The sequence below is a fragment of the Paenibacillus sp. 2003 genome (genome assembly GCF_031455635.1).
Classification (GTDB): domain Bacteria; phylum Bacillota; class Bacilli; order Paenibacillales; family Paenibacillaceae; genus Paenibacillus; species Paenibacillus amylolyticus_B.
Map to the genome: position 1 here is coordinate 996,100 of NZ_JAVDTB010000001.1, position 16,394 is coordinate 1,012,493.

Annotated in this window: 17 protein-coding genes; 15 read left to right on the forward strand and 2 right to left on the reverse strand. The window is 45.6% G+C overall.

All coding sequences use genetic code 11. The features are described from left to right. Positions 1-37 precede the first annotated feature (37 nt). Both J2X75_RS04720 and J2X75_RS04725 read left to right on the forward strand, forming a co-directional pair. The gene (locus J2X75_RS04720; protein WP_310334606.1) at positions 38-1,669 is read left to right on the forward strand and encodes an S-layer homology domain-containing protein; all 1,632 of its coding nucleotides are present in this window, start codon (positions 38-40) and stop codon (positions 1,667-1,669) included. A gap of 181 nt (positions 1,670-1,850) precedes the next feature. After that, on the forward strand, positions 1,851-2,768 hold the full coding sequence (locus J2X75_RS04725; RefSeq protein ID WP_310334608.1) for an NAD(P)/FAD-dependent oxidoreductase: 918 nt from the start codon (positions 1,851-1,853) through the stop codon (positions 2,766-2,768). 121 nt (positions 2,769-2,889) lie between these two features. Here J2X75_RS04725 and J2X75_RS04730 read toward each other — a convergent pair whose 3' ends face one another. Next, the gene (locus tag J2X75_RS04730) at positions 2,890-3,099 is read right to left on the reverse strand and encodes a hypothetical protein (protein ID WP_310334610.1); all 210 of its coding nucleotides are present in this window, start codon (positions 3,097-3,099) and stop codon (positions 2,890-2,892) included. A gap of 248 nt (positions 3,100-3,347) precedes the next feature. Between J2X75_RS04730 and J2X75_RS04735 the strand changes: the two genes are divergently transcribed. The 5 genes from J2X75_RS04735 to J2X75_RS04755 all read left to right on the forward strand — a co-directional run bounded on the left by J2X75_RS04735 (position 3,348) and on the right by J2X75_RS04755 (position 6,494). Beyond that, positions 3,348-3,701, forward strand: coding sequence for a DUF3243 domain-containing protein (locus tag J2X75_RS04735; protein WP_310334611.1), 354 nt, complete (start codon positions 3,348-3,350; stop codon positions 3,699-3,701). Between the two features lie 293 nt (positions 3,702-3,994). Continuing rightward, on the forward strand, positions 3,995-4,561 hold the full coding sequence (locus tag J2X75_RS04740) for a hypothetical protein (protein WP_310334613.1): 567 nt from the start codon (positions 3,995-3,997) through the stop codon (positions 4,559-4,561). Between the two features lie 158 nt (positions 4,562-4,719). Next, positions 4,720-5,577, forward strand: coding sequence for a heme o synthase (gene cyoE, locus J2X75_RS04745; RefSeq protein ID WP_310334614.1), 858 nt, complete (start codon positions 4,720-4,722; stop codon positions 5,575-5,577). A gap of 197 nt (positions 5,578-5,774) precedes the next feature. After that, positions 5,775-6,257, forward strand: a complete 483-nt coding sequence (locus J2X75_RS04750; protein WP_310334615.1) for a tetratricopeptide repeat protein — start codon at positions 5,775-5,777, stop codon at positions 6,255-6,257. 30 nt (positions 6,258-6,287) lie between these two features. After that, positions 6,288-6,494 carry a hypothetical protein gene (locus J2X75_RS04755; RefSeq protein ID WP_310334616.1) on the forward strand — a complete coding sequence of 69 codons (207 nt, stop codon included), beginning with the start codon at positions 6,288-6,290 and terminating at the stop codon, positions 6,492-6,494. Positions 6,495-6,534: 40 nt separating this feature from the next. Here J2X75_RS04755 and J2X75_RS04760 read toward each other — a convergent pair whose 3' ends face one another. Then, the gene (locus J2X75_RS04760; RefSeq protein WP_397383083.1) at positions 6,535-7,443 is read right to left on the reverse strand and encodes a LysR family transcriptional regulator; all 909 of its coding nucleotides are present in this window, start codon (positions 7,441-7,443) and stop codon (positions 6,535-6,537) included. Positions 7,444-7,575: 132 nt separating this feature from the next. Between J2X75_RS04760 and J2X75_RS04765 the strand changes: the two genes are divergently transcribed. From J2X75_RS04765 to J2X75_RS04800, 8 genes are all read left to right on the forward strand, one after another. Beyond that, the gene (locus tag J2X75_RS04765; RefSeq protein WP_310334618.1) at positions 7,576-8,523 is read left to right on the forward strand and encodes a DMT family transporter; all 948 of its coding nucleotides are present in this window, start codon (positions 7,576-7,578) and stop codon (positions 8,521-8,523) included. 188 nt (positions 8,524-8,711) lie between these two features. Further along, complete coding sequence (locus J2X75_RS04770) at positions 8,712-9,743, forward strand: LacI family DNA-binding transcriptional regulator (RefSeq protein WP_307537369.1); 1,032 nt, start codon at positions 8,712-8,714, stop codon at positions 9,741-9,743. 247 nt (positions 9,744-9,990) lie between these two features. Then, on the forward strand, positions 9,991-12,540 hold the full coding sequence (locus J2X75_RS04775) for a beta-mannosidase (RefSeq protein ID WP_310334620.1): 2,550 nt from the start codon (positions 9,991-9,993) through the stop codon (positions 12,538-12,540). 165 nt (positions 12,541-12,705) lie between these two features. After that, the gene (locus tag J2X75_RS04780) at positions 12,706-13,203 is read left to right on the forward strand and encodes a hypothetical protein (RefSeq protein WP_310334622.1); all 498 of its coding nucleotides are present in this window, start codon (positions 12,706-12,708) and stop codon (positions 13,201-13,203) included. Positions 13,204-13,280: 77 nt separating this feature from the next. Beyond that, positions 13,281-13,985: a response regulator transcription factor gene (locus J2X75_RS04785; RefSeq protein WP_017688950.1), complete on the forward strand. Its 705-nt coding sequence runs from the start codon at positions 13,281-13,283 to the stop codon at positions 13,983-13,985. Continuing rightward, positions 13,982-15,022, forward strand: coding sequence for a sensor histidine kinase (locus J2X75_RS04790; RefSeq protein WP_210107875.1), 1,041 nt, complete (start codon positions 13,982-13,984; stop codon positions 15,020-15,022). The genes J2X75_RS04785 and J2X75_RS04790 overlap by 4 nt, the downstream gene beginning before the upstream one ends. 34 nt (positions 15,023-15,056) lie before the next feature. Further along, positions 15,057-15,782 (forward strand): cytochrome c biogenesis CcdA family protein, encoded by a 726-nt coding sequence (locus J2X75_RS04795; protein ID WP_310336650.1) that lies wholly within the window; start codon positions 15,057-15,059, stop codon positions 15,780-15,782. A gap of 18 nt (positions 15,783-15,800) precedes the next feature. After that, a complete protein-coding gene (locus J2X75_RS04800) occupies positions 15,801-16,382 on the forward strand; it encodes a redoxin family protein (RefSeq protein WP_310334628.1) in 582 nt (193 codons plus the stop codon). Positions 16,383-16,394 lie beyond the last annotated feature (12 nt).

Below are 16,394 nucleotides of genomic sequence, written 5' to 3' on the forward strand. Positions count from 1 at the left end.
TAGTTGATCGTAATCCAATGAAGCGAGGCTTTTTAATGTGAATAATAGATTAAAAGACATAACGAACCAACGGATATGGAAAATGGCTTTATGCGGGTTATTAACACTTGGATCGGTGGCTGGATACGGCTCTACTGTTCAGGCTGCAACCGTGCAGCAACAGTTTGAGGATACACGCACCAGTTATGCGAAGGATGCCATTACACATCTGGTAGACAAAGGCATTGCTGCCGGTACTTCAGAGACTACGTTTGAACCGAAGAAAGCCGTTACTCGTGCAGAATTTGCGACGTTTGCGGTGAGATTACTAGGTTTGAAGCCCGTTAAAAATAATATAAATCCCTATCAGGATATAAGCATGAATGCCTGGTATTACGGCAACGTTGCCGCCATGACGAATCTTTTTATTCTGGAGGGTAAGGGTCAGGGAACGTTCCAGCCTAATGCTTCCATTACGCGCGAAGAAGCGGCTGCCCTTCTTGTTCGAATGTTAAAACAACAACCCATAGAGACATCACTCTTATCTTCAACGTATTTTGACGCAGCGGATATCTCGGACTGGGCACGTCCTTATGTGCAGACGGTATATCAACTTGGACTAATGCGGGGAAGCGGAGGCGTGTTTCGACCACATGACCAGGTAACGCGAGAAGAAGCAGCCGTAATGCTCGATGCCATTTTACAAAAGAAAACATGGTCTGAGCAATTAAAACGTGGGGATGAACTTGGCGTTCAGTTGGGCTGGCAATATAACTCCACTACAGCTGAATTCAAGAAGCAAGTGGAACAGTCTGAGGTCAATACGCTTGTCCCACGCTGGTTTTTCCTGAACAGCAGTATGAAAGTAACGGATCACGCAGACCCGGCATTGATCTCCTGGGCATCCGCCACCGACAGGCAGCTATGGCCATTACTTGGGAATCGTTCCGATTCGGCACTTACCCATCAGATGTTATCCAGCTCAGCCAACCGAGCGGCAGTGATCTCACAGGTAGCCGCTTATGTCAAAACCTATAAACTGGACGGTATTAATGTGGACTTCGAGAATGTTGATCCGGCAGATCGTGAAGGTCTGACGGCATTTGTCACCTCCTTGACGGCTACGTTGCACGCACTGGGTGCAGTTGTTTCTGTGGATGTATCGCCAGACCTGGGTACTGATTGGACGGATGCATTTGATTATGCCAAACTGGGCGCTGTATCGGATTATATGGTGCTGATGGGATACGAGGAACACTGGAACGGTGATCCGAAAGCAGGATCAGTGGCTTCTCTTCCATGGGTGGAAAAGGCTTTGGATACCATGCTCTCCGAGGTGGTACGTGCTAAAACAATTTTGGCCCTTCCGCTGTATACACGAGACTGGTCTTCAGTGAATCCAGCAACCAGCTCTTGGGACATTACATTGGCAGACCAGGGAATGCGTGCGCATGCTACGGGATCTGTAAGACGATGGGATGCAAGTCTGGTTCAATATATTATCGGGTACAACAGTAATGGTAAGCCAAGATATATATGGGCAGAGGATAGTCGTTCGTTATCAGCCAAAGTGTTAATGAGTGAGCAACGGCAAATCGCTGGACTGGCTTACTGGTATATGGGCGGCGAAACAGCGGATATATGGAACGCCATTTCGAATGCTTCGCGATTTGAATCGTATAACTTCTAAATATTCATGAATTGGATAGACCCAATCTCACCGGGATGCTGCCGGATGGTTTGGGTCTGTTTGTTTTGGTATAAGATAAGGAATATGAGGAATCGTTTAAGCTTGGCTGAACGGTTTAATGTATAGAAGGACAAACAATTTAATTAAATTAGATAAATGGAAGTTCAGGAGGAGAAGGAGCATGCGAGAGGTTGATTGCATAATCGTAGGTGGAGGGCTCGCAGGGCTTCAGGCAGCCATTCAGCTTGGACGTTATTCAGCTCATCAGGTGTTGGTAATCGACGCGGGAGAAGGCAGATCGACGTTGTGCCGGACTTATCATAATATCCTCGGTTTCCCCGATGGGGTATCCGGTGAAGAGCTTAGAGAACGAGGCAGGATGCAGGCAGAGCGGACCGGTGTATCTTTTGAGAAAGACCGTATTGTTAAAGCAGGACGTCATGGAGAGAAGATCCAATTGTTCGGTACTTCAGGAACTGAATATAGGAGCAAAACCGTGTTATTGGCAACGGGGCTCACGGATAGAGTTCCGGACATTCCGGGACTAACCCCTACGCTGGGTCGAACAGTGTATGTCTGCCCTGATTGCGATGGTTATGAGATTCAGGATCAACGTACGGTACTATTGGGATCTGGCGAACCAGGTGCCAATATGGCGATGATATTAATTCAGCGTACGAATGATCTGTTATATATCAATCATGAGCAGGCTCCCATATCTGCAGAGCTGCATCGCAGCATGAAAGAGGCGGGAGTTCGTTATCTGGAAGCGGCTGTCCAGGAAGTACAACAGATTGAGGATGGCCATATCACCGGTGTTCTGACCGAGGATGGACAGATCTTTGAGTCGGAGCGTGGATTTATCGCATTTGGAGGCAATCGTGTACACTATGAACTGGCGGAGCAGCTGGGAGCTGTAATCGCAGTTAATAAACATGTGGAAGCTGATCCGCGCAGCTTGCAGGCAGCGACGAATGTGTGGATTGCCGGGGATCTGGGCCTGCACGCAGAACAAGCAACCGTTGCGATGGGTGAAGGTTCCATTGCCGCGATCTGGATTCATAAGGCGTTACAGCAGATGACAAAGGATTCACGTTGAACCTCACCTTCAAATATGAGGTTGATTATTTAATTGTTCATTACCAAAAAGTCCTCCCAAGCCATATATGTGGCAGGAGGACTTTTTGAGCTATCTTTTGCTAGGGAAAAAAGGATTACGCTTATTTGTCTGATGAATCCGTTGACTTGGAAGATGACGACTTGTCCTTCGAGTCATGGGAGAAGTCTTTGCGAATGTTGTCCACGATATCGCCAACCACGCCTTCAATCATATCGGTTGGTCCGGGATTATTTTTGTCTGGATGGATAACGGTATTCACTCCTGGTTCAAGTTCATCATTTTTCTTCTCATGTTTGGTTTTATCACGCATGGGATATCCCTCCTGGTTCAATATTGTATAAGGTGTTCATTAACATATCCAAACACCGTTACGTATATGTAAACGATTAACCGCTGTAGTTCTTTTGAAACGTGTACTTGCTCATATATAGAAGATATATACAGAATTGAACGTACTGATTAAACTTCTGCAATACGTTTATATTATAGATAACCAATTGATTATGAAGTCTAAAGGTTAAAACCAATAAACAAACTAATATACAGGAGGTTATTCAGATGAATGAACAAAATCATGTAATCCATAAAGATGGTCAGGTTTCAACGGACAAGGTGGACAATGCAATCGAAAAGATTGCACCGGAAGAGAGAGAACAGATTTTACAAAACTTTGATGCATTCAAAGAATACCTGGGTAAACGAATTGCGATGGGCGAGTCTATCGGATTAAGTGAAGAACAGATGGCTAAAATTGCCCAGAAAGTAGCTGACCATCTGGCTGCGAACGAAGAGCCTCGTAACCGTGAAGAAAAACTGCTTCAGGAGCTGTGGAATGTCGGCAAGGAAGATGAACGTCACATGTTGGCTCATATGCTCGTTCGTTTGGCACAAGACTCCACAACCAATCATTAAAATTAACATGTATGCATAAGCATAATATTCATGAACAAACATAAGAATCTTATGCTAGTCAATAACCTCTGAATGGCGATGCCTTCAGGGGTTATTGCCGTTTACGGAGACTACAGACACGAGTGATGACGCACATTGTAACTATTTTTAATCTGGCTGATACTTTTATAATCCCTGTTCCAAGTATGATAGGAAAAGAAAGAACGTTGGAATCGATAGTTCACATGAGCGTTTGAGAAGCAAGACTTCCGGTTAAGGAATAGTAACGTTCATATTAAGGAGAGATGTTACCTATGAAGAACGCGACAAAACAATGGAAACTAGGAATGATCGGTGCAGTTGTTGCTTTACTTGGCATGATTGTGCTGACTACATATTTACTTACCCCTGCGAATGCTCAAGGTAGTACGGATGCTCAACAACCTTCTGCGAAAGAAGCTCAGGTTGCAAACTCCGAGATGTTTACAGCCTATGTTGAAGGTATGCATATAGAAGACGGCAAATTGTTTATGACAGTGGACAAGATTGGCTGGTATCAGGGTGAAGAAGCCGATGCGATTTTTGCACAGCGCAATCCGGAAGCAGGTATAGAGGGTGCTCCAGATGGTTACTATATTGTCAATGACAGCAAAGAGCAGGAGCAGGTTGAGGTTAGTGCCAATGCTGAAGTATTGATGCAGTTGTATGATCGGGATGGTACGATGCAGGGCGCAGACATTCAGTGGAATGAACCCGTGACATTATCCAAGTTCGAATCGTTGTATGAGAATACCCGTATTCTTGATCTGTCCGTATTTCCGTATCATCTGACGGTGCAGGACGGAAAAGTTACTAAAATTGTACAACAATACATCCCATAAAAATAAGATGAAATTCATCATTCAAGCATTCCTCCTGTTCATTGGAACGGTGAGGGATGCTTTTTGGTTATGACAAATTCATGAAAGCGATTGTAATTAATGGTAGGTACATGTATCATTATTGGAATGGCGTTTTTACATAGTTCAGGAGGAGCCTCATGCTTAAAGACATGATTGCATTAACTAAGCCCGGACTTCTAAGGTTAAATGTGTTTGCGGTGGCGGTAGGATTCTGGGTAGCTTCAAAATGGGATATCAGCTGGTTATCTCTGCTCATGGTCGTGATTGGATCAACTTTGGTTATTGCTTCAGCTTGTGTAATCAACAATTATTGGGATCGTGAATTGGACCAAAAGATGGAGCGTACCAAAAAAAGGATGGATTACATTAACCATCTGAAGCCAGGGTTTGTGCTTGGCTATGGCATTATCCTTGGTATTGCAGGACTAGCAGTACTGTATCTCCTGGTGAACCCGTTATCAGGCTGGATGGCATTGCTTGGGTGGTTCGCTTACATCGTGATTTACACGATGTGGTTGAAACGCAGTTCAACGTGGAGCACGTCGCTGGGTGGAATTGCGGGAGCGATGCCTCCTGTCATCGGTTATACGTCTGTAACCAATGAGATTGATGCAGGTGCCTGGTTGCTGTTCGCGCTTTTGTTCTTGTGGCAACCACCACACTTCTGGTCATTGGGTATTCGCCGGGTAGAGGAGTATCGTGCTGCGGGCTTCCCGTTATTGCCAGTGGTTAAAGGGGTGAAACGCACCAAGTTTCAGATGATTCCTTATGTTTTTCTGCTGCTTCCTGCTGTATTTCTGTTGTATTATTACGACTACGTAGGTCTGGTATTTCTGATTGTATCTCTGGTCGGTGGATTGATCTGGTTCGTGCATACACTTAGCGGACTGAAGACACAGGATGATGAGAAGTGGGCAAAAGTGAACTTTCTGATCTCGGTTAATTATCTCATGCTCGTATTTATTGTCATGGTAGCGAATACGGTATGGTCTTAATCAGACGATGAACAGATCATTTTTCAGAGAGATTTCAGCTTAAGCTAGTTGGCTGCATCGAATGAAAAAGCACACTATGGAATAGCGTTTGGACAACCTTGAGTTGTTACAACATATTCTCTGGGGTGCTTTTTTGGTATAATAAAACAATTGAATCATATATGTGGAAATTATAATGCAAGATGGGAAGTGACAGCATGAGTAATTTGGAACAGGCCGTAAGATGGAGACAAGAAGGTAAGGTGCAGGAAGCGATTGAACTACTGCAAGAGATTACAGTCCAGGAACCCGAGAATGCGAATGTCTGGTATCAGCTCGCTTGGGCGCATGATTCGCTTGGGTTAGAGCGAGAAGCTGTTCCGCATTATGAGAAGGCACTGAGTCTTGGACTTTCTGGCGAGGACAGGGCAGGTGCAATACTCGGACTAGGCAGTACATATCGAACGCTTGGACAGTATGAGCAGGCAAAGGTTTGGTTTGAAACGGGCATGAAAGAATTCCCGGCGTACCGGGAATTTGAGGTTTTCTATGCCATGGTGCTCTATAATCTGGGTGAACATGCAGAAGCGATGCAACGATTGCTCGTGCAACTTGCGGACACATCAAGTGACAAGAGAATCAATGACTATAACCGAGCAATCCGTTACTACGCAGATCAGCTGGATCGGGTGTGGGAATAGATCGAATACGCAGAAAAGGGAGATGGATGAATGAGCTCCAATCAAGATCTGAAACAGGTGAATGAAAGGTTGGATCAAATTGAGAAAAAGCTGGATAACCTGGGAGGTAGCCAGCAGAACAAACACTCACCTGGCGTGCGCTTCCTAATTGGTTTTGGCATCACGATTGCGGTTATATCTGTACTGCTGCTGACTCTTGGTGTTATACAATTTGTGAGTAACGTGAGTAACGGATAGAAAAAGTCGATCATGACGACAGGTAGTGAGTTCTCCAAAGTTACATAGCCGGGCCGAGCCACTGTTGCACCTCTTCAATGAAACGCCGCGTAGCTGGCGATAGATTAACCAAAGACGGGCAGGCCATGCCAATCGTACGATAAGGATCTCCAGTTAGTGGCACGAGCGCGAGCGAATCAGTATGATTTTGAAGTACCATTTCCGGCAGCAAACTGATTCCGAGACCATTCCGGACCATCGCCATGATAGCTTGATCTTCTGCGACTTCATAGACGACATTAAGCATGGCTGCATGCTGCCGGATCAGTCGTTCAATCTCGTTATCTCCGCCCCACTTGGGCAGAATAAAGGGTTGCTCCAGCAGAATATCAAACGAAACAGACTCCTCTGAGGCGAGAGGATGATCCAGAGGCAGGATGCACATCATCCTGTCTTTTTGTAATGGAATGGTCTCAAAAGGCGATGAATCGCCGAGGGACAGAAATCCGAGATCGATGGCGCCTCCAGCCAGCCAGCCCTCAATCTCAGCATAATCGCCTTCCCACAGCTTGATCTCAATTCCCGGGTGACGCAGGCGAAATTGTTTCAGGATGCCCGGCAACCATTGTGTGGAGACACTTGCGAAGGTACCAATACGCACCGTACCAATCTCCGCGCCGCGAATGAGGGAGATTTCCTGGTTCATCAGTTCCGTCCAGCGCAGAATCTCACGGGTGTATCCCAGAATGCGTTCGCCTTCAGCGGTAACACGCACACCGGAGCGGCCGCGATGGAGCAGTGAAAAACCACATTCTGTCTCCAGACTGGCAATGGCATGGCTGACTGCGGATTGGGTGATATTCAGCGCTTCTGCTGCTTTGGTAAGACTGCCATATTCCACAACGGTATTCAAAATTTCGTATTTGATCAGTGACATGAATGGTCCCGTTCCTTCCCATTTTCGATGCATGAGTTTATTTCATATAATCTATTATAAATATTCATTTTTATAATGCAAAGAGATCGTTTATACTTGCCAAGGCGAGTTAGTTCGACGTACGATCACACAGATCAGAATACATAGAATGAAGGTTGAAGCAAGATGAATGGTGTACAGGTTAATCAAGGTCAGGCAACGAGAAGAGCGGACATCCAGATGCTGCTCGCAACGGTCATCTGGGGATCATCCTATCTGTTTATGAAGTCGGGCCTAGAGTCCATGCAAGAACTGAATATGGTCGCATTTCGTTTTGGAATTGCCTTTATTGCGGCAGGACTTCTTTTTCATCGGCGGTTGTTTAAGATGGATCGCAGAACACTTGTGGCCGGAGCGATTATGGGGACAGCTTTATTTGCTGCCTTTGTATTTATCACCTATGGTGTGCAACGAACAACGACATCCCAAGCGGGATTCTTGATAAGTTTGGCCGTTATTTTTGTACCGATCCTGACGACCATCCAGCATCGTCGTATGCCGGACAAACGATTGACGCTCAGTATCCTGGTTGCAGTTACCGGGCTTGGCTTGTTGACGCTTCAACATGAGCTTAGTCTGCACACGGGAGATATTCTGTGCATACTAGCAGCACTTGTGTATGCCATCTATATAATGATTGCTGGCAAGTTCACACCGAAGCATGATCCACTAACATTGGGAACAGTTCAATTAGGTGTTGCAGCGATGTGGGGAATTGCAGCTACATTCATGCTGGAAACGCCACGTATGCCCGATACGGCTGAATCCTGGGCAGCCATTCTTGGCTTAGGTGTTTTGTGTAGCGGCTTGGGGTACATTCTGCAGACACTCGCGCAGCGTCATGCCTCTCCTACAAGAACAAGTCTGATTTTCTCACTCGAACCACTGTTTGCAGCAGCATTTGCATTTACCTTTCAAGGAGAGTCGCTAACGTTGCAAGGGTATGCAGGAGCAGCTTTGATGTTGGTCGGTGTTCTGATCACAGAGATCAAACTTCCACAGCCTATCTTCTGGCGCAGAAAACGCCCGGTTTTACAGTCGGAACTCGGCGATCAGGGAGCATCAGGCGTATAATTGGCGGACAAAGGGTCCTTTCGTCATCTTCTATGGAAGGTGGGGAGAGGGCCTTTTTGGTTATGTTGCACACCTTGTGAAACAGATAAACAATTACCTAACAAAAACAGAATAACATAACCTTGTTTTGTTGATTTTTGTTTTTTATGCTACACTGAATGGAAAATTAGGAAAAACGGGTGAGTAGGATGGCCAAAAGAGTAACGATGCAGCAAATTGCGGATGCTGCGGGAGTGTCCAAATTCGCAGTCTCCCGTGCGCTGACAGGCAAGCCTGGTGTGAGTGAGCATACACGCGAGATGATTGTCAGAACGGCGGGGCAGCTTGGGTATTTCAGAACCGAACCGAAGCGTTATCCGGGTGAGACACAGATATCAGCGGAGATGAAGCCAGAAGCGGAGCGACAAGGCACGATATTGATTCTATTTCCCAACATTCGTTCTCAGAATCGGTCCTCCTTGTACTGGGGTCCTGTGTTTGACGGAATTTCTGAGAGGTTGAATGAGAAGGGAATGGATATTTTAACGTTAACAGAACCCTCTTCAGATCGGATGTTTTCGGTCCTTAATCCCGAAGCAATCAGCGGAGTCATTACCGTGGGCACCATCTCGACATCGGTATTGCTGGAGATTTACAGGCTGCGTATTCCACTTGTTATGGTGGATCATGAAGACCCTGCCATATACGCAGACTCAGTTTTTACGGACAATATAAAGTGTATGAAAGAACTGGTTAACATGCTCGTTGGAAAAGGATACAGAAGGTTCCAGTTTGCCGGGCAACTGCCCGATGCTGCAAGCTTTCGAGAGCGCTGGCTTGGATATCGTACTGTGCTGGAAGAGAAACAGTTGGAGGGGGAACAGCAAGAAGGCTTACTGGGACCAGAGTATGATCAGATCCGGAGATCCATTGCTGAAATGGAGCTGGAGGATATCCCTGAAGTTATCGTGTGTGCGAATGATCATACAGCTGTCATTGTCATTCAGGCACTCCAAAGTCGAGGCATTCAGGTGCCTGAACGCTGTGCCGTAACCGGATTTGACAATACGCAGACGGATGAACCCATTCTTGCTTCAGTACATATTAACAAAGAGAATCTGGGAACGAGAGCAGTAGATCAGCTGTTGTGGCGGATCAAACACTTGGATGAACCTTATGAACGCAAGCTGATCTATTCGGAATTAATTATTCGTGATGAATATAACGCCAGTATACAGTAATGGGATATGAACTTACGGGCTCATTTTAACAATGATCATACGGGTAAATGAAATGAGGTGAAAGACATGGAGAGGTTAGAGCTTCATGTCTTTTTGTTATGCAGAAACTATTTAACAAATTAAATTACAAAACAGATTGACTATAAGAAGCATATCGTGTTAATTTTGTTTTGTAAGTTATTTGTTTTTATACTAACAAAACCTAACAAAATATTGGTTAACAACTCTAACAACAATGGAGGCTGTCATGAGCACAATACAATCACAGGTTTTTCAGAATTGGACGTTCAAGGCTTGCGAAGATCAAGAGTGGATGCCGGCTCAGGTGCCCGGCTGTGTGCATACAGATTTGCTGAAGCTGGGCAAGATTCCAGATCCTTTTTATGGAACAAACGAGAAGGAAGTACAGTGGATTGATAAGATAGATTGGGAATATCAGACGGAATTTGACGTTGCCGAAGCGTTGTTCTCCCAGGAACATCTGGAACTGGTGTTTGATGGTCTTGATACATATGCGGATGTGTATGTGAATGATGTGCATGTGTTATCAGCAGATAATATGTTCCGAGTATGGAAGGCAGATGTAAAGGCTGTATTGAAGGGAAACGGTAACATTCTTCGAATACGTTTTCGGTCACCGATTCAGGAAGATCTGCCTAAGCTGGAGAAGCTCGGATATGCATTACCGGCATCCAATGATCAGTCCGATGTTGGCGGACTTGGCGACAAGAGAGTAAGTATTTTTGCACGTAAAGCCCCGTATCACTATGGTTGGGACTGGGGTCCGCGTTTTGTAACCAGTGGGATCTGGCGTGAAGCACGTCTTGAAGGTTGGACACAGGTACGAATCAATGATGTGTATATCCAGCAAAATGAAGTAAGCGCTACCTCAGCTTCATTAACTGCTGTTGTGGAAGTCGAGACATCACAAGCGGTAGATACGATTATTCGTATCGGCGCAGATGGACAGAGATGGGAAAGATCCGTATCACTACAACCCGGAACTCAGACTGTGGAGATTCCAATCTCCATTGATGAACCGAAACTGTGGTGGAGCCGTGGGCTTGGTGATCCGCATATGTACACCTTCCTTACCGAAGTGCTTCAAGGTGAGCGAGCTGTGGCTGAATCTACAGTGAAGACTGGGCTTCGTTCCATTCGGCTGGTACGTGACAAAGATGAAGCAGGAGCATCCTTTTATTTTGAACTAAATGGTGTTGCGGTCTTTGCCAAAGGGGCCAACCACATTCCGAATGATAGCTTCATCACTGAAATTACTCATGAACGTTATCGTCATGAGATCGTATCCGCAGCCGAGTCCAATATGAATATGCTGCGCGTGTGGGGTGGCGGAATCTATGAGCAGGATGTGTTCTACGAACTGTGTGATGAATATGGAATCCTGGTATGGCAAGACTTCATGTTTGCTTGCAGCATGTATCCAGGAGATGAAGCGTTCCTGAACAGTGTGAGACATGAGGCGATTGATAATGTGAAACGTCTGCGCAACCATCCAAGTATTGCACTCTGGTGTGGGAACAACGAGATTGATTCGGCTTGGGCTCACTATGTTGAGAATGGTGGCTGGGGTTGGAAAAAGGAATTTACTGCCGAGCAGCGTGAGAGCATCTGGGCCGATTACGAAGCCATCTTCCATGATCTGCTGCCAGAAGTCGTTGAAGCGTATGCTCCAGGTGTGGATTACTGGCCTTCTTCACCACTTGTATCACTGACAGGGGATGAGAAGCAACATGCGCACCCGTCCACAGCCGAAGGGGATATCCACTACTGGGGCGTGTGGCACAATGTAGAACCGTTCGAAAACTATAACGTGCATGTGGGTCGTTTCATGAGTGAATACGGATTCCAGTCTTTCCCGGAGTACAAGTCAGTACGCACTTACGCGGAAGAAGAAGATCTGGCTCTGGAATCGGAAGTCATGCTTGCACATCAAAAGAATGGGGCAGGCAATCGTCTGATCAAACAGTACATGGATATGTACATGCATGAATCGAAGGACTTCCCATCGTTCCTGTATATGAGCCAGGTGCTTCAAGCGGAAGCGATGAAGACAGCCATTGAAGCGCACCGTCGCCGCAAACCATTCTGCATGGGCACACTTTACTGGCAAATGAATGATTGCTGGCCGGTGGCTTCATGGGCAGGTATGGACTACCTTGGTCGTTGGAAAGCATTGCAATATTATGCGAAACGTAGCTTCGCCGATGTGCTCGTATCCGTAGATGGAACAAAAGAAGATACAACAGATATATATATCATCTCGGATCAATTACAACCTGTAAAAGGGCAATTACAGATTCGTTTGCTCGGGTTCGATGGAACGGTGCATCGTGATGAAACACATGACGTGACCTTGGCACCTAATACAGGTGATCGAGTGCTGTCATTACGTAACACGGAATGGCTTGAAGGTCATGATACAGCTAACACGCTGCTGCGCCTGGATCTGAAACAGGAAGGTGCGGCGAATATCGTACAGGAACACTATTTTGTACCGTCCAAAGACCTTGCTCTGCAGCCTGCAAACATCAATGTAAGCGGAGGAGCGGATGAGAACGGCGTTCATCTGGTACTGGAAAGTGATGTGCTTGCTAAACAGGTATGGCTATCTTCGGATGTGGAGGGTGTCTTCTCGGATAACTTCTTCGACTTGATTCCTGGCATTCCGGTGAAGGTGCAGTTCACTTCCAGAGAGGGTTTGCAGTCTAATGATGTGATATCAAATCCGGGACCGATCGAGGTTCGATCCATGATTGATTTTATTCGTTTGACCTAGAAGAAACGGTTGGAGTCTCTCGTAAGAGAGATTTCAACCTTTTTTTATTGAAACCTGACTCCATTTATATATCGTAATGGTTTCGTAATACTTCGCTTAGAGAATCGTAAGCTGTCTTGCTTATTGTAATCCATGTAAGTAATAAACGAATGGAGAGTGATAAGAATGATGAAAACGAATAAGAGCAAAAAAGTGATGGTAGCAGCGGTATTGATGATGTCTATGGCCTTTTCTGGATTGGCAAGTGCTGCAGATATGAAAACGATTAAAAAGGATGGCATGGAGCTTGTTCAATTGAGACAGGCGGCGAAAATGTATGATTACAGCATTATGTGGGACAGCAAGGACAGATCTGTAACTTTGATGTATATGGGCAAAATGGAAGACACGATGATGGAAGAAGACATGATGATGGAAGACGAAATGAAGATGAAAGATGACAAAATGATGGAAGACGAAAAGATGATGAAAGACGACATGATGATGGAAGACACGATGATGCCTGCGGGAAAAACGATTAAATTGTGGATTGGATCGAAAAAAATCATGGTAGACGGTATGCAAGTTAACTTGAAATCGATGCCTGTCATCCATGAAGGGAATTCGTATGCGGCTGAGTCTGTAATTAAACAGTACATGATGCCAGCCATGGGAATGAAGTAATTTAAGGGCTAAGCAGCGCCATCACCATATGATATGATTGGCTCAAATGTATTTTCTGGAATATGGGGTGGGTTCGTTTGAATGAATGTGTACTGGTTGCTGATGATGATACGAATATTACCGACGTTTGTCGCAGGTATTTGGAACGGGAAGGTTATCTTGTTGTGACGGCCAAGGACGGTTTGGAGGCTATTGAGCTGTGGCACAGCCAAACGCCAAGCTTGATTGTGCTCGACCTGATGATGCCACATAAGAATGGTTGGGAAGTATGCAACGAGATTCGGCAAACTGAGGATGTGCCCATTGTAATGCTGACGGCCCGGGGTGAGGAACAGGACCGTCTGATGGGACTGACGATGGGGGCGGATGATTATCTGACCAAACCTTTTAGTCCGAGAGAACTTGTTTTACGTGTGAAGGCAATCCTGCGGAGAATGCGAATTGCGCAGGCATCACCTGTTACAACATCTGAATATACGATCAATTATGAAGGGCTTACCATTGATTTTACCAAGCGTGAAGTGCATATCAGCGGGCAGGCCATTGAATTGACCGTTACAGAGTTTGAGATGTTGTATTTGCTGGCAAGTCACCCGGGTCAGGTGTTCTCCCGTAATCAGATGTTAAGCAAGATTTGGGATTTTAGCTATGAGGGAGATACAACAACAGTGACTGTACATGTTCGGAGACTACGAGAGAAGATCGAACAGAATCCTTCTGATCCAAAATATATTAAAACAGTTTGGGGTATAGGCTACAAGTTTGCGGGTGGCAGTTCATGAAACTTCGCACATACTTGGTGTTGTCCAGTCTCACAGGCATTGGCGTATTATTAATTTGTTTGTTCATCAGTTATTCCAAAATGCTGCTTACGATCGAACAATTGTATTGGTTATCGGCTATAACGGCAGGGGTAGGCTTACTTTCATTTATTCTTCAATATTTGCTGACTAAGCCATTAGAGAAATCAATTGCGCGAATTACACAGCAGACGATCCGAATTGCCGAAGGGGATTTCCATACGGAAGTCCCTCTCATCGGTACGCAGGAATTTAAGCTCCTGGCACAGCAATTTAATGAAATGAGTTCCAAGCTGAAGGAAAGCTTTGATCATCTGCATCACTCAGAAACCGCGAGACGAGAGTTGATCGCCAATGTTTCCCATGATTTACGGACTCCCTTGGCATCCATTCAGTCATTCGTCGAAGCGTTGGAGGATGATGTCATTAAGGATAAAGAAACCTTTCAACGTTACCTGAACACGATACGACTTGAAACGAAGCGTTTGGGAGGGCTTATTCAAGATTTGTTCGAATTATCCAGCCTGGAAGCGCAAGGGGAGGTATTTGAGCCTCAGCCTTGTCACGTCGATGAGTTGCTGCTCAGTACGTTGGAGAGTTTTTCGTTTCATCTCGCCGAGAAAACGCTGAACGTTGAAATCGATTTGCCCGATAAATTACCAGCCGCGGTCATGATGCCTGCACAAATGAAGCGGGTCCTTTCCAATTTGCTGCAAAATGCCATTCAATACTCTCCTGTTGAAGGAAAAATCATTCTGGCTGCCGAAGAAAAGGGGCCGTTTATACGAATTTCAGTTACAGATGAAGGGGAAGGCATTGAAGCGGAGGAAACTTCGCGTATATTTGAACGTTTTTATCGAATTGACAAATCACGTAGTAAGAGCAATGGTGGGGCCGGGCTTGGCCTTGCTATCGCTCAATCGATTGTGGAACTCCATGGTGGCGAGATCGGGGTTCAGAGTACAAAAGGAGAAGGAAGCTGCTTCTGGTTCACGCTTCCGATCTACGTCAGTCGTTAACCTTGGTTAATCATACGCAGTATTTATTCAGGTGGTGAATGACTTGACCAGTGATTTGGTTTTTCTTTTCGGCGTTTTTGGTGCAGGATTGTTATCGTTTTTTGCGCCATGTATTCTGCCGCTGATCCCGGTATATGTGTCTTATCTATCCGGAAGTATGGTCAACGGTACGAATCAGCAGCAGCCTGACACCAACTCGGTTCGGTTGCGGTCCACACTTGTTTTGCGGACATTTTTATTTGTTCTTGGGCTGTCCCTGGTATTTGTTTTACTCGGTTTTGGTTCCGGCATCGTTGGTAATTTGATCTCAAGTCCTGTGTTTATTGCCATCTGCGGAGCCATCGTGGTGCTTTTTGGGATTTATCAAACCGGGTTGATCCGACTATCCTGGCTGGAACGGGAGAGAAAGCTGTCAAACGATCAAGCCAAACGGGGAGGGTATGTCGGAGCGTTCCTGTTGGGTCTGACGTTTAGTTTTGGCTGGACGCCTTGTATCGGGCCTGTTCTGGCTGCCATTCTTGGTATCGCCGCAGGAGAAGGCTCTCCACTGTATGGCGGGTTTCTCATGTTCCTGTATACCCTTGGATTAGCGATTCCTTTCTTGATCCTGTCCGTTTTTTCGGAATATGTTATGAAGCGGATACGTCGTTTATACAGGTACATGGGTGTCATAAAAATAACTTCCGGCTGTATTCTTATTGTCATGGGACTATTGTTAATGACAGACCGACTAAACAGCTTGGTGACCTGGTTTCAATAATCATTGGAGGAATTTGGTATGAAGACGGCACGGAAATGGATGTTATCTGTAATCGTATTTGCTGGAGTCCTGTTAATCTTGAGCGCATGTGGATCACAGCAAACTGAATCAAAACAAACGGGGTCATCATCAGCCCCAGCATCAACATCCGATATGAGTTCGTCAACCATGATGAACAAGGGAGAGACGGCTCCTGAATTTTCATTGCGTGATCTGAAAGGAAACACGGTTGGACTTTCTGATGTTCAAGGCAAGAAAGTGTATGTGAAATACTGGGCTTCCTGGTGTTCCATCTGCCTTGCGGGTTTGGAAGACCTGAACAATCTGGCTGGTCAAAACAATGATTTTCAAGTCATCACGATTGTGACGCCAGACTACAAAGGAGAGAAGTCCTCCCAAGCGTTTACCGAATGGTTTGACCAACAGCCGTATGATAACATAACTGTTCTTTTGGATGAGAAAGGTGTATGGGCCAAGAAATTTGGTGTCAGAGCATATCCTAGTTCCTTTTATATTGGCTCTGATGGTATTTTAACGAAAACGCAGCCAGGGCATGCATCCAATGAACAGATCATGGAATCATTACAAGAGATTTTGTGAGAAGGGAGGAAG